Source organism: Xenorhabdus hominickii (assembly GCF_002632725.1).
Lineage (GTDB): Bacteria > Pseudomonadota > Gammaproteobacteria > Enterobacterales > Enterobacteriaceae > Xenorhabdus > Xenorhabdus hominickii.
On the sequence record NZ_NJAI01000002.1, the window covers coordinates 45,551 to 58,673 of the forward strand.

At 36.0% G+C, this 13,123-nt stretch carries 16 protein-coding genes; 15 read left to right on the forward strand and 1 reads right to left on the reverse strand.

Going from position 1 to position 13,123, the window contains the following annotated elements:
* Positions 1-263: 263 nt before the first annotated feature.
* Positions 264-698 carry a pepsin/retropepsin-like aspartic protease family protein gene (locus Xhom_RS07405; RefSeq protein ID WP_232326336.1) on the forward strand — a complete coding sequence of 145 codons (435 nt, stop codon included), beginning with the start codon at positions 264-266 and terminating at the stop codon, positions 696-698.
* 89 nt (positions 699-787) lie between these two features.
* Here the strand turns inward: Xhom_RS07405 and Xhom_RS07410 are convergent, their stop codons facing one another.
* Entirely contained in the window at positions 788-1,144 is a 357-nt protein-coding gene (locus Xhom_RS07410) for a hypothetical protein (protein ID WP_069316692.1), read from the reverse strand.
* A 298-nt stretch (positions 1,145-1,442) separates the two neighbouring features.
* On the opposite strand from Xhom_RS07410, the gene Xhom_RS07415 reads away from it, so the two are divergent.
* The 14 genes from Xhom_RS07415 (at position 1,443) to Xhom_RS07480 (ending at position 13,041) form a co-directional block, all read left to right on the forward strand.
* The gene (locus Xhom_RS07415) at positions 1,443-1,739 is read left to right on the forward strand and encodes a hypothetical protein (protein WP_069316691.1); all 297 of its coding nucleotides are present in this window, start codon (positions 1,443-1,445) and stop codon (positions 1,737-1,739) included.
* 88 nt (positions 1,740-1,827) lie between these two features.
* Positions 1,828-2,895, forward strand: a complete 1,068-nt coding sequence (locus tag Xhom_RS07420) for a DGQHR domain-containing protein (protein ID WP_069316690.1) — start codon at positions 1,828-1,830, stop codon at positions 2,893-2,895.
* 96 nt (positions 2,896-2,991) lie between these two features.
* Positions 2,992-3,456 (forward strand): hypothetical protein, encoded by a 465-nt coding sequence (locus tag Xhom_RS07425; protein ID WP_069316689.1) that lies wholly within the window; start codon positions 2,992-2,994, stop codon positions 3,454-3,456.
* On the forward strand, positions 3,453-3,770 hold the full coding sequence (locus tag Xhom_RS07430) for a hypothetical protein (protein ID WP_069316688.1): 318 nt from the start codon (positions 3,453-3,455) through the stop codon (positions 3,768-3,770). The genes Xhom_RS07425 and Xhom_RS07430 overlap by 4 nt, the downstream gene beginning before the upstream one ends.
* A 1,523-nt stretch (positions 3,771-5,293) precedes the next feature.
* Positions 5,294-6,217, forward strand: a complete 924-nt coding sequence (locus tag Xhom_RS07435) for an integrase domain-containing protein (RefSeq protein ID WP_069316687.1) — start codon at positions 5,294-5,296, stop codon at positions 6,215-6,217.
* Positions 6,210-6,809, forward strand: coding sequence for an SGNH/GDSL hydrolase family protein (locus Xhom_RS07440; protein ID WP_169928412.1), 600 nt, complete (start codon positions 6,210-6,212; stop codon positions 6,807-6,809). The genes Xhom_RS07435 and Xhom_RS07440 overlap by 8 nt, the downstream gene beginning before the upstream one ends.
* A 344-nt stretch (positions 6,810-7,153) precedes the next feature.
* The gene (locus tag Xhom_RS07445) at positions 7,154-7,765 is read left to right on the forward strand and encodes a hypothetical protein (RefSeq protein WP_069316686.1); all 612 of its coding nucleotides are present in this window, start codon (positions 7,154-7,156) and stop codon (positions 7,763-7,765) included.
* A 117-nt stretch (positions 7,766-7,882) separates the two neighbouring features.
* Complete coding sequence (locus tag Xhom_RS07450; protein ID WP_069318472.1) at positions 7,883-8,266, forward strand: hypothetical protein; 384 nt, start codon at positions 7,883-7,885, stop codon at positions 8,264-8,266.
* A gap of 7 nt (positions 8,267-8,273) precedes the next feature.
* Positions 8,274-8,504, forward strand: a complete 231-nt coding sequence (locus tag Xhom_RS07455) for a hypothetical protein (protein WP_145957436.1) — start codon at positions 8,274-8,276, stop codon at positions 8,502-8,504.
* Between the two features lie 75 nt (positions 8,505-8,579).
* The gene (locus Xhom_RS07460) at positions 8,580-9,554 is read left to right on the forward strand and encodes an ArdC family protein (protein WP_069316684.1); all 975 of its coding nucleotides are present in this window, start codon (positions 8,580-8,582) and stop codon (positions 9,552-9,554) included.
* Between the two features lie 47 nt (positions 9,555-9,601).
* A complete protein-coding gene (locus Xhom_RS45800; protein ID WP_420855260.1) occupies positions 9,602-9,760 on the forward strand; it encodes a TA system toxin CbtA family protein in 159 nt (52 codons plus the stop codon).
* A 209-nt stretch (positions 9,761-9,969) separates the two neighbouring features.
* Positions 9,970-10,242 carry a hypothetical protein gene (locus tag Xhom_RS07470; protein WP_069316682.1) on the forward strand — a complete coding sequence of 91 codons (273 nt, stop codon included), beginning with the start codon at positions 9,970-9,972 and terminating at the stop codon, positions 10,240-10,242.
* A gap of 5 nt (positions 10,243-10,247) precedes the next feature.
* Positions 10,248-11,723 carry a UvrD-helicase domain-containing protein gene (locus Xhom_RS07475; protein WP_198148781.1) on the forward strand — a complete coding sequence of 492 codons (1,476 nt, stop codon included), beginning with the start codon at positions 10,248-10,250 and terminating at the stop codon, positions 11,721-11,723.
* The gene (locus Xhom_RS07480) at positions 11,710-13,041 is read left to right on the forward strand and encodes a TraI domain-containing protein (protein ID WP_069316680.1); all 1,332 of its coding nucleotides are present in this window, start codon (positions 11,710-11,712) and stop codon (positions 13,039-13,041) included. Before Xhom_RS07475 ends, Xhom_RS07480 begins: the two co-directional genes overlap by 14 nt.
* Positions 13,042-13,123 lie beyond the last annotated feature (82 nt).

Genomic DNA, 13,123 nt, shown 5'->3' on the forward strand with positions numbered 1-13,123 from the left:
GCGTCCAGCCGTATCCGGATGGATCTTCAATAATTGACCGATTTCGCGAAAGGTTTTTTTCTCTTGGCGAAATCGAATAGCTTGCTGCCTCAGCAGCTCTAGTTGCTCAATCGTGAGCTTGCGTGCATCTGTTTTCATTGACACAGTATATCAGATATAAATAGCCGCCGAGTTAATAACAGGCTTGCAATTGATACTGGGGTATCCGGTGCCTTTTATCTCCCTCAATCCGTCTTTGATTCGATTTTTTCAGTATAGATGGAGTGTTAGGGTTAGGTGTTACCAAAAACAAAACACTTATTATCGACTACGCTTCAAAGATGATGACGATAACCGACCATCTTAAAGAACTTCCTGATGGCTACCGCTGGCAATCTATCCCGTTTACCCTCACAAGGAATGGAATAGAAATTAGCGTATTATCTGGCAATAAGAAGATAAACCGTATGGTTATTGATACTGGCGCAAGTCACACAATACTTTTCACACGCTCAACGGAAGGGTGTGCTGAGTTATCGCAGCGCTGCCCGAAGAAAACCATTGTGGCACCTGACGGCGTTAAGCTCTCTGCATTTATTTATCAGTCTCCAAATGAACAGATAGATTTTGATGGTTTGTTAGGCGATGATTTTCTTTCAAACAGAGTTCTCATTATATCTAAAGACCGTTTGTTAATTAGCTTACCTAATAACAGTTAGTATTTTTGGTGGTGTGGGTATGGACATGCTAGTCTTGGCAACGTTCCTTAGTCGTTACCACTTACCACTTACCACTTACCACTTACCACTTACCACTTATCACTTTCATCAATATTCCCATCTGGGTAATGATAACCATCTAGATCGTAATGCCCGTGTTTCAAAGGCTCTATATTAGGTGTTTTAGATAAGACCAAAGTTATAATAAATAAAATTGCTACTATGCTTATCGTAATGATAGCGCTTAAAGTGAGTGCTATAATGACTGAAGCACCTACCATAAATACTGGAATATGACCAACCCATGTAGGGATATTTTTATCTTTTGCTTTATTAACACATACCTTATCCCAATCTTTCAGTTTTCTTAAAAACTGTTTACAGATATGTCCTGCTTTTGTTCCCCAAAGTTCTCCTCGAGATCTCGTTTTGATGTTTTTTTGCATCTAATCCCCCTTAGTTTATAACGAGATATTAGGTTAATAATTGTTCGTTGTCTATGATATAGACTTAAGAAACGGCGGGGTTGTTTATCGCGAGTGACGGAAAAATCAATCCGGTTAGCGTATCCACCGATATTTGCCTCATTGTGTTTTGCTGGAAAGCGTCCCTTGCTGAGAGTTTTTATTATTTTTTATGTAATCAATATTGATTTATTAATTGGTGTTGCTGTATAATGTTTCTATCAAGAACGGAAGGCCGTTCTTGAACATCAGGCAAAAGCTATTCTCATAGGAGAAATTTATGTCCCGCAAATCTATTGTAGTTACTCTGTCTGTACAAAATAATATACCTTCAATTCATTTCTGTGACTATTCTGTTTTAAGCGGTACTGATAGTGATTTATGGATTCCTATAGGTAGTTACAGTGCTAACCCTATGGATTTGTTTAGGGCGATTGGTCACAGCGATCTTGTTAGAGCCATTGAAGATATTATGATGGTAAACTATTGCTATCAGAATGTTGTGCTTGTTCAGCAGGTTTCTGAATTAACACCAAACTGCATAGATTTCAAAGTTCTTTATAATGAACGGTCATAAAAATTTTAAGTGATTTTGGTAACGCTGTTGCAGTGGTAGGCCACTGCAACCTATTTCGTATAAACAATTCTCACAGGAGAGATATATCATGTTTGAAAATAAAAAATATACTTGGAATATTCCTGCAATTCGTTCATTTCAGGCTAACGAAATACAATATTCATTAGTTGTTCCTATGAGACAATTAAAACGTTTGCTTGCTTTTGATAATAATCAAAAAGTCATGTCACGTTCTCAGAGAGAGTTAAATAAAAGCCGAGCTAAGAAAATAACTCAGTATTTGATTAAATCTTTTGATAATAAAAGCTCTTATATTATCCCACCTCTTGTTGGCAACATTGACATTGCTAGTGATATTGAATTTGAAGAAATCGGTAACGATACGCGCATTGGAATTTTAAAAATTCCAATGGATGCTGATATCCATCTATTTGATGGACAACATAGAGCGCATGGTATTATTGAGTTTTGCAAACAAAGAGATGTTAGTGATTGTATTTCAATAACACTCACTGAAAACTTAGATATTGAAACACGGCAACAATTTTTTTCAGATATTAATAGTAATGCTTCAAAACCTTCGGCAGCAATTAACCTTGCGTATAATAACCGTGAGGATTATAGCCATTTAACCCGACACTGGATAAGTGAAATTAAAATAATTTCTGAATGTGTTGATTATGAACACAATGTTATTCCTAGTAAAAGTGATATGTTAATAAGCTTTAAAGCGTTATATGATGCGACTAAACGTATATTTAATGTATCCACTGAAAATGTTTTATCAGAAACTGTTAAAAATAAATCTATTGCAATATGGAGTTCCTGGGCCTATCTGATTGGCTTAACAGAAGAAAATATCAGTTACTATGATTCAGATTATCGAAAAAAATACATTAAATTTCATGGTGTACTGATTAATGCGTTTTCTTTTGCTATCTGTGAATTTCTAAAAGAAAATAAAAATATTGATGATGTCGTTGCGAAAATTAATAGTGCTGCATGTGTAATGGATGATACTAAACGTGAAGCATTTTTTTTGATTGAAAACTGGAAAGGTATTTGTGTTGATTCTGAACGAGGAACAATACAGGCTGATTTAAAATCTCAACGAGCGGCGGGAAGTCATTTATTTAATTTTATCAATGGTAAATAATATAATGACTATTAACTAAATTAAGGCTGGTAGGTTTATAAAAACTACCAGCCTTAATTTGTGAAAAAGAAGTTATAGTAAAAATAAGGTTGGAGTATGATAAGCCAAACACCATTAGTTTTAATGTCTAGCTCTTTCAGGGCTAAAGTGGTCAAAATTTGGATCATGAGAACCAATTTATCAGCGGCTCAAGGAGCGGAGTTATTAACCTCGGTTGCCGTCAATAATGGTTTTATCAGGCGTGATAAACCTGTATTTGGTGCGACTTTGACATCATGGACTATGGGAAAAGTTGAAACGCCACTATGGGCGGCGAAAGCAGCACTGTTAATGCTACTTGAATCCGAATGGATGCCTTCAAATGATGAAGAATGGTCAGGTTTTGCGACTATATTTTTAACAATGAGCAAATCAACGCAATTAACTGATTTGCTCATACAATTACCTCAACATATTGCTGATCATATTGCAGTTACAGGTTGGTTATGTGCGGCAATAGAAGAGATGGAGCGTTTTAACATTGTTAAATGGTATGAAAAGAAACTAGGTAAGCTTGCATGAAATTTTCAGATATTAGTGATGCTTTTTCCAAAACTAATCGAAAAGGAACTGCTATGGCAGTGCTCTTCTATATGCTTGATAGGCATGATGAGGGAGTGAATTTGGTTAGCATTGATGAGTTAGTTAGTATGACTAACGTTGCAAAGGAAAATCTTTCTAGCTTATGTATTCGATTAAGCAAATCAGGACTTTTAAAGATCAAGTATATCACACCGGATGGAGCTGTATACGATGAGAGAAAAAGCCGTTTAAACACAAAATCAAATTATCAACTCTCGGAAAATGTTCTCCATTTGTTCAAAAGAAACAGGTAGGTCAGCATTCAATTACGCACTTGTGCTCTATTGCACTGACTTCTGAGGCACCCCCAATATAAGGGGCGAAAGGATGCAGAGAAATCATCAGGAGAGGAATCGCCCCGAAGCGGAGCATAGAGAGACACTTTCTCATGAAAGTGTCTCTCTATGCGACTGTAAGAGCTATAAGAGGCATCGAACCCCCTCTCCCCCTATAGAGCCTATGATGCTGAATGTACTAAGAAAGACTATTTGCGCTTTCGAAGAACGCAGTGAGCCGACAGAATAGCTCCGCTATGAATGTCGGATGTACTGCGCGTGTGAGCGTTAGCGAACTACGGGCGCAACTGTAGGTCAGGGAATCGGATCACATGAGTATTTAGGTCAAGATTTCGCTAAAATATTATCGCTCCAGCATAGAAGAATGATAATGCTGGTTTTAGCGTAATTTGGTTTCAAATACAAAACAAAAAATAAATGAATTTTTTTATAAAACGCCCTATTTAAAAAGGGCGTTTTTTCTTTATTTAGGCAATCTGTCGTTATATTTGAGTTATTGACGATAAGGGATTATAAGTGTAATATTTTTACCGTTGTAACGTTACCGTATGGTAGCCAATTAATTAATGCTTTGGCAATCTGAGAGAAGCGCTTTCGAGTGATTGCATGATTAATGTTCCAAAAGTCTGAGAGGAACGCCTTCGGGTGACTACAGTATCTGCCAGACCTGAAAAGGCAGACAGCAAACGCTGGGTAAACCTGTTTATTCTTTGAAAACGGGGATCGCACAGGCGATTAAGAAGCCTTCCACTAAATTCATTTAATAGATTGATATTAATGAACTTTTCTAACTTTTAGTTTGATGGAATAACATCAAACGTCTTTATCAGTGCGTTTTTGGTTAATACGTCGAGAGCTTTGTGTGACCTTTGCCAGCTTCGATATGACGGTATGCCAATTGGAACATTTGGCATTTTCGGCATCTTCGGATAGCGGCATTGAGAACAGAAAGATGAGCGGCGTCACTTGCGTAAAAGCGTAGCGATTACCAAGTGACGCCGCTAGGCGTAAAACTTCCAGATCGTATTACAACTGACGTTAGAACACTTTTTTAAATGGTTTTACCAAATGAAGACAACGTTTTGATGTATTTCGGAATGTTGTTAAAGAATGTTTTAACGATTTACAAAGCGTCCTACGCGCCCGTTTACGGACGGACGCTTAACGGAAAATTTAAACTTCTAGTTTCATTTAATGAATCTAACTTTTTGATAAAAGAGGAAAAATAGTCAAGATATTGAGGCGTTCATCCTACCTGTAGGCTCTGAACGGGGAGCATTAAATCGCAGTGCTGAGCACAAAGCGCGCTCCTGCAATAACTCAACATGATAGCGCCCTGCTACACAATATCTGACTGTCAGGATGACAAACTTAACCGACACGCAGGGAACGTCTGTAATGACGTAAAACTAACAATTTGGATGTAGTAACATTATGAATAATTATTGTTATTCATAATGTTAACTCTATTGGTATTTTTTATGAGCCAAAAAACTTCAAGATCCAAAGTGGAATTATTTAAAAAAGATTTTATTACGTGTGCACGTAAAGCAGGAGGTAGTTTTGCCACGGTTGCAGATCGCACACGGATTGCTAAGCAGTTCCTGAATTATTTGAATTCTTCAGGAGTTAAATTACGTCAATTGGATAGCTTAAAAGTTAAATATTTTGAGGGATATATTGATCAGCGGAGGGCTGAAAATATTAGTAATAGAACTCTTCAGAATGAGATGTCTGCTTTACGTGGGATTCTTTCTCAAGCAGGAAAACACAAATTAGCTGATCCAAATAATGATCGTTTAAATAACCGTTCTCTTGGAATATCAGGAGCAAGTCGTATCGGAACAAAAGAAGCACTAACGCCTGATGAGTTTAAGCAAGCATTTAGAGAAATAGAAAAAATAGATAGTGGTGTAGCTGCAACATTACAATTGGCATATGTTTTAGGATTGAGAACAAAAGAGGCTGTTCAAGCATGTAAATCTATACAGACTTGGAAAAACTCTTTAAATAATGGACATCATTCTGTCAGAGTTGTTTTCGGTACAAAAGGAGGGCGTCCAAGAGATACAACAATTTTAGATCGCGAACAATTCAAATATGCGCTTCAATATGCTGAAAATGTAATGAAAGAGAAAGAAGGTAGATTAATTGATAAACCAAGTATTCACCAAGCAGTAGATCGCTATAGAAATATAGTTCGTTCAGTCGGATTAACTGGAAAAAAAGCACCTCATAGTGTTCGTTATCATGTTGCTAAAGAATTGAGTAAACATTATGAAGAGGCAGGTTTTAATAAAAAAGAAGTATTGGCTCAAGTTTCTATGGATTTAGGTCATGGTGATGGAAGAGGGCGATACATTAATCATGTGTATTATCAAAATATGAATGGAGTTGATGAATGAAATGGTTTCATTCAATAAAGTTGGTTTTTTTTTACTTTTCTCCGCAGATGTATTTTGTAAAACGTTATTGTTAGGGGATTCTCTAACGTATGTTTATGGAGAAGCATATAAATCTTTCATTAATAAAGATGCAGATGTCTTTTATCAAGTTGGCTCAGGTCTTTTAAATAGAAATAAGTACGATTGGTTTTCTGCTGTTGAAAGCATCAACTTTGATGAATACGATTTAGTAATTATAAGTATTGGGACAAATGATTTTAATAGAGATGTAAATTCAGTTGATTACTCTCGTTCTATTTTTGAACTGATTGGTAGAATTAGGAACAAAAACTTAGATACAAAAATTATTTGGATTTCTCCTCCATTTTTAAAGAATGAAGAACATGAAATTTTGTTGAGGAACACACGACATATTGTTAAAGGTACTTTATATCAATTAGGTGTTATGTATTCGGATATAACAAGAGATGCTGTATTGGGTGAAAAATATTCAGATGTTTTAAATGGTAAAAAAATTAGAACGAATGATGGTATTCATATAACTAAATATGGTGCTAGTTTGGTTGTAGAGCATTTGAAATTATTCTTATAGTTTATTTTTTTATAGTTGACAGATCATAAACTTGGGTAGAAAATAAGATTGTTTTTATTGTTGCTTTATGCAACCAATTAATGCTTTGGCAATCTGAGAGAAGCGCTTTCGAGTGATTGCATGATTAATGTTCCAAAAGTCTGAGAGGAACGCCTTCGGGTGACTACAGTATCTGCCAGACCTGAAAAGGCAGACAGCAAACGCTGGGTAAACCTGTTTATTCTTTGAAAACGGGGATCGCACAGGCGATTAAGAAGCCTTCCACTACACTACGTTATTTTATCTCGCCCAATGGGGAAATTTTCCCCGAGGGAAGATTTCTCCTTTTTTAATGGAGAAATCTTATGAATAATCAACATTTTTTATCTACACCTTATGAATCAGGCGTTTCATTACGTTGGGATATTTTTCATAGCCAATTTACAGTCTTAGTAACTGGAATGTCTGAATATCCTGAAGATGATCCGATGTATGGTACATATCAGGTTGAAAAGATGCTGACAGTTTGCAAAGGATCTACGCTCACTAAAGTAATTCGTAAACTTAATGCTATGTTACGAAAGAATAACTGGCCTTTTCGGGGTGAAGATGTGGACTATTACGATCCTGATTTTGGGCGTGACATGGGACCACTTAGTTTCAAGCCTCAGTCAGTTATGATTTATGACCGATACAACAGGAAAGTTTTAGGAGGCCGGATAGCGGACAGGGTTATTTGGGCGCGTCCAGTTACTCAAAAAACAGATCTTGATGCACTACACAAGGAATATATACGTTTAAAACGTGAAGGTTCCTATGAAAATGGCTGGGACAACCACAGCACGGCTAGGTCGTTATGGCACTCTGCTGCATTATTGATGCTACATGTGGTTGATTCTAAATGTTCAGTTGCCCATGAAATAAATACGTTCTTGCAGCATGGCGCTTCAGTATCATGGAATGAAACTAGTTATTAACAAATTTTATGTGAATACTATTAACTAAAAATAGTTAACTTTATTAATTTAACCCGCAGGGTACTTTCCCTGTAGGAGAGTCCCTGCTTTTATCTTTTATACATGAGGATTAAAAAAATGGGACTTGATATTTACTTTTTTGCTGATGACAAAGAAAACACTCAGAAATTTGATGTGAAGAACACAAAATCTGAGGTTGGATATTTTCGTAAGGTTAATTCTCTTTTTGCTTGGATTGAGTCTCACGTTGAGTCTATTGGGAATTGTAAACCAATATTGATATCTCAAGATGTTTTACAGAAATTAGCATCTGACTTGGATAAATTGATACCAGCTAATTGTGATGAGTTATTTCCTTCACGCCGTGGCTTTTTCTTTGGTTCAGATGAATACGATGAATGTTATTGGCTTGATGTTGAGGATGTAAAAAATTGGGTTAAAGGAATGCTCAATGATTTTGATTTTGAAAGTCAAAATTTATATTTCTGGGCTTGGTGGTAACTTAATTATGTTGAATTCAGAACAACAAAAGCTAGCAGAAATACTTACATTGGTTGATCAGCGCTATGGTATGAATAATGGCAGCCAAGAAAAAGTAAATTTTACTCTCAGTCAGTCAGAAAGTGCAGGTATTAATGTCCACTACTATGTAGTGGTGGATATTGGTTTAGCTGAAGGATGGGATCAAATTCTTTTTGGATTTGAAAGCCTACGCGAACGAGCTGACTTAAGAGCCTAATTTTACTTGTTTTTCACCAGACGGTGTACTTTCACCGTCTGGGGGGAGTACACCTTTTTATTTGGAGTATTCTCTATGAAAAAACAGCCCGAAATGCAGAAGAAGTCTGAATTAAAAAATGATATTTATCAAAGTGTTACTGATCGTATTGTCAGTGCATTAGAAAAGGGCACGGTTCCTTGGAAAAAGCCTTGGCGTTCTGCGGTCAAACAATATGGAGGAATGTTACCCAAGAACGCATTGACAGGAAATCATTACAATGGTGTAAATATATTATTGTTATGGATGGCTGCGGAGGAAATGGGAGTTAATGTTAACCGATGGTTAACATACCACCAGGCCCAACAGTTAGGTGGTCAGGTTCGTAAAGGAGAAAAGTGTACTTTAGCTGTGATATTTAAACCCTTCGAAGTTCAGGCAAGAGACAAGGAAGAGCATTTATTGTTTGACAATCAAGGGAATCCTTTGATGGAACAGCGAGTGATGTTGAAAGCTAACCCTCTATTTAATGTTATTCAATGTGATGGGTTGCCTGAGCATCTATTACAAGAAGGCGAACGAATACCTGAAGACACGTTGTCATCTAAAATTAGCCATGAAGTGCATACAATGTTAGAGGCAACTGGCGTGAAATTAACTTCAGTTGCACAGGATAAGGCTTTTTATTCACCAGCTCGTGATCGTATTGTCATGCCGTTGTCTGGTCAATTTTTTACGGAATCTGATTACTGGTCCACATTGCTACATGAAATGGTACATAGCACTGGGCATGTAAACAGATTGAACCGTGAAGGTATTACGCTCAAGAACCGGAAATTCGGAGATCCTATATATAGTTTCGAAGAGTTGGTAGCTGAAATGGGGAGCGCTTTTCTTTGTGCTCAACTTGAGGTGTTCGGTGAAGTTAATCATGAAAGTTATATTGATAGTTGGCTGTCAATTTTAAAAGCGGATAAAAAAGCCTTATTTCGGGCTTGTAAGCAAGCTAGAGAGGCAAGTGAATTTTTGTTAAGTTCTCGTGTAGCCCACAACGTCTCAAAAGCAGCGTAGGGGGTTATATGAGATATGACATTGTTCGATTTAAGTTATTTTCACATATGCTATTAATGCAGCATTCAGGTATAACATTGAGTGATACAATTTTGCATGATGATGAGACGATAAAACATTACATTAAGGAAGGATTATCACCTGTAGACGCTATTAACCAAATAGGAATACCGATAAAAGCATCAGAAGTTTCAATTTCCTATTAAAAATAAAAATCGCCTCTTCGGAGGCGTTTTTTATTTTATTTGGGAAAAGAGTTTTCTCTGTACAAAAGTCCTCGTGCTTTTCATTATTAAATCACATTAGATTTATTGCTGGCACTATAAAAGAGAACAGCAATTAATCTATTGAAAGATTATTTCTTCGTTGTCTCAGTAGATAACTAAAAAATTAGAGAATAATTGAGGGTATATTTATGAAAAATCACTTTTTTATTATTGGTTTTTTATTTGTCTCAGGTTGTGATGGTCTTTATAAAAATAAAGAAATTAATGAAGCGAAAAAATTATATGACGTATATAAAGTTGAGGTTAAAACTCATTGTGATTTATCTCTATTGAATATAGAACCTGAGTTTAAATGGAGCGATAATCTGTATGTTTTAAATGGTTACAATTGCCCTGATGGGAAAATTTATTTTTTAAAAGAAGAATTTACCAAAGATACCATACCTGTTTTTTCTAAGTAGGTACTATTATGTTTATACCAACTGATGAACAACAAGCTGTTATAAAATGGAATGGCTCTCAATTGGTAGTAAATGCTTTTGCAGGGACAGGGAAAACATCAACATTAGTAAATTATGCGTTAGCTAATCCCCAAACATCAATGCTCTATTTAGCTTTTAATCGTGCTGTTAGAGAGGAAGCAGAGCGTAAGTTTCCATTTAATGTTGAATGTAAAACGTCTCATCAATTAGCCTGGTCTACACAAGGTCGCCATTACCGACATCGTTTAGTTAATCAATTACGTATTACTGATATTGCCAGAGCGCTAAATACTCGGCACTGGTCGTTTGTTCAGAGAGTTCAAAGCACATTGAATCGTTTTTTATCTAGTTCTGATTCACAAGTGAAAATCCTTCATTGTCCAGATGAGGAAATAATCCAAGGAATTGATCCAGTGAAAGTGATTCAAGGAACGATGTATATTTGGAACTTAATGAAAGATATCAATAATTCATTTTCAATTACACACGACACGTATTTAAAAATTTATCAATTATCTAAACCCGATTTATCTCATCATTATCAAACAATTTTGTTTGATGAGGCACAAGATGCAAATCCCGTAACACATGCAATAGTTTTGAATCAAAACACTAATGTTATTTTAGTTGGTGATCGGCATCAACAAATTTACCGTTTTCGTGGTGCTGATAATGCGTTGGATGCGCCACAACTATCTAAAGCTGATTGTCTATGGTTGACACATAGCTTTCGTTTTGGTCCTCATATTGCTGAAATTGCAAATGCGCTACTCAAATTAGATGGAGAAACTCACCAAGTAATTGGATTAGGGAGAGATGATGAGGTTTTATCACCGCAAAAATTGAATGTACCTCATAAGACAGTATTAAGCCGCACTGTAGCAGGTGTAATTGATACAGCATTGTCAGCAGCGCAGAACAAGCAAACAGTATATTGGGTGGGTGGTATAGAAAGTTATCGTACTGAAGAATTAGAAGACTTGTATTGGTTCTCTGTTGATATGCCTCAGAATATACAGCAGCCTCGTTTTTTACATGACTATAATGATTATGATGAATATTGCAGGATAGCTAGAGCAACTTCAGATGTTGAGATGATGCAATCTATCAATTTATTAGAAAGATATTTTCCATTTCCTCAAAATTTAGAAAAAATGCGTGAATTTGCTGTAACCGATGAAAGTAAAGCGAATTTAACCGTATCAACGGCACATAGAGCAAAGGGATTAGAGTGGTTAACTGTAGTATTAAATAATGATTTTCCTGATTTATTTGATCCTAAATTAACGGAGTTATCTAGGCGAGATGAAATTAATTTACTCTATGTTGCAGCTACTCGCGCACGTAAGAAGTTGGTTATTAATGAAAGTATTGAATATGTGTTGCTTAATCAAAAAAAAATAATAAAAGATAAAGAAAAGGACATGAATTTGAAAGAAGGTTTGTATGAAGATGTTTAAAAGTTGGTTTAATAGGTATGTTTCGGGGGGAAACAAGAAAACTGCCCAAGTACAAGTAGCACCTGATGGTTATTTCTTGCCTCAATTATCAAGTAATTTACTAGACACGCCCGACCGTAGAGTTTACCTACAACAACTATGGGAAAATGTTTCATTACCTAAATTTCAATATGAGGAGCTTTTTTTATCCCCTCTTCGTAATTGTGCTGAACGGATGCAAAATTTACCAGCCTTCCCTCAAGGAGGCTTCTCTTATTCAGGTGGTTTACTGGATCTGACTCTACTTACTATGGTGTATTCAGTTAGGTTGGCGAAAAAAAGGATGTTGCCAATAGGAGGATTACCAGAAGATCAAGTCAGCCAAAATAGTGCTTGGAATGCTGTTGTATTTTATTCTTCTATGCTTCATTGGGTCCCTTTAATGGGACAGTTTGACGGAGAGTACATTGATCAACGTTGTTGGATTCCTGGGGTGACAAAACCTGAGAACGCTTACCGTTTCCGTTTTAAGGGCGATGCGAATTTACGTTGTGTTTTAGGAAGTCTTATGAGTTATACCCTACTACCGGAAAAAACGATTTATTGGTTGAGTGAGACACCTAATGCATTACAGGCGTTGGTTAATTGTACTCTAGGACAACAAAACGATATTAGTTTATTGATTGATGAAGCAATAGCTAAGTTACCAGAAATGAATATATCTTCAGTCAATATGAGTACTGAAAATGTAAAATCTGTTATATCGCTAGAAAAAATAACTGAAAAAAATGAGCCTAATACAACCACTAATACTCAAGAAGAGAATATAGCTCCCATTATTTTAGAGCCAATAGAGAATGTTTTTTCATCAGAAATATCGACTCTAGAATTATCAGAACAAGAAATATTGTCAGAGTTTACGGAATCTACGAAAGAAATTATTGACGATGATCTACAAGCTGTTATGTCCCTTTTAGGGATAGAAACAGATACGATTCATCAAGATAAAGCGGTTGAACATTGTTCATTAAATGATATATCCGACCAACAATATGAAGATGAAGTAACCTATAGTGATAATAAATTGATAGATAATTCACCTTATGAAAATAAAGTAGTTGAAATTGTAAAGAAAAGTGTGTTTCTTAGTGTCCCTGAGAAAAACCTGAATCAGAAACAAAGTGAAGAGCAGCCATTAAAAACGAAATTTTGGGAATGGCTTAAAAAAGGATTGAAAGCCAATGAGATTAAATTTAATACAGCAGACGCAAAAATACACAGTGTTGCTGGGTTTTTATTTTTACAGACGCCAGCAGTTTTTTGGTCATGTATTAAATAGTTAGTTGTTGTGATATGCTTCCCGCCTTTTAAGGGTAAAGCATGGCCAAAGCTGACGTCTATTGCCGTTATTGTCACAAATC

Bases quoted from the DNA above. Each gene is read 5' to 3' on its own strand.
- Xhom_RS07410 (WP_069316692.1), bottom strand. From the start codon at position 1,144: ATGCAAAAAAACATCAAAACGAGATCTCGAGGAGAACTTTGGGGAACA.
- Xhom_RS07470 (WP_069316682.1), top strand. From the start codon at position 9,970: ATGAAAAATCACTTTTTTATTATTGGTTTTTTATTTGTCTCAGGTTGT.
- Xhom_RS45800 (WP_420855260.1), top strand. From the start codon at position 9,602: ATGCTATTAATGCAGCATTCAGGTATAACATTGAGTGATACAATTTTG.
- Xhom_RS07460 (WP_069316684.1), top strand. From the start codon at position 8,580: ATGAAAAAACAGCCCGAAATGCAGAAGAAGTCTGAATTAAAAAATGAT.
- Xhom_RS07455 (WP_145957436.1), top strand. From the start codon at position 8,274: ATGTTGAATTCAGAACAACAAAAGCTAGCAGAAATACTTACATTGGTT.
- Xhom_RS07480 (WP_069316680.1), top strand. From the start codon at position 11,710: ATGAAGATGTTTAAAAGTTGGTTTAATAGGTATGTTTCGGGGGGAAAC.
- Xhom_RS07450 (WP_069318472.1), top strand. From the start codon at position 7,883: ATGGGACTTGATATTTACTTTTTTGCTGATGACAAAGAAAACACTCAG.
- Xhom_RS07435 (WP_069316687.1), top strand. From the start codon at position 5,294: ATGAGCCAAAAAACTTCAAGATCCAAAGTGGAATTATTTAAAAAAGAT.
- Xhom_RS07430 (WP_069316688.1), top strand. From the start codon at position 3,453: ATGAAATTTTCAGATATTAGTGATGCTTTTTCCAAAACTAATCGAAAA.
- Xhom_RS07415 (WP_069316691.1), top strand. From the start codon at position 1,443: ATGTCCCGCAAATCTATTGTAGTTACTCTGTCTGTACAAAATAATATA.
- Xhom_RS07445 (WP_069316686.1), top strand. From the start codon at position 7,154: ATGAATAATCAACATTTTTTATCTACACCTTATGAATCAGGCGTTTCA.
- Xhom_RS07440 (WP_169928412.1), top strand. From the start codon at position 6,210: ATGAATGAAATGGTTTCATTCAATAAAGTTGGTTTTTTTTTACTTTTC.
- Xhom_RS07420 (WP_069316690.1), top strand. From the start codon at position 1,828: ATGTTTGAAAATAAAAAATATACTTGGAATATTCCTGCAATTCGTTCA.
- Xhom_RS07425 (WP_069316689.1), top strand. From the start codon at position 2,992: ATGATAAGCCAAACACCATTAGTTTTAATGTCTAGCTCTTTCAGGGCT.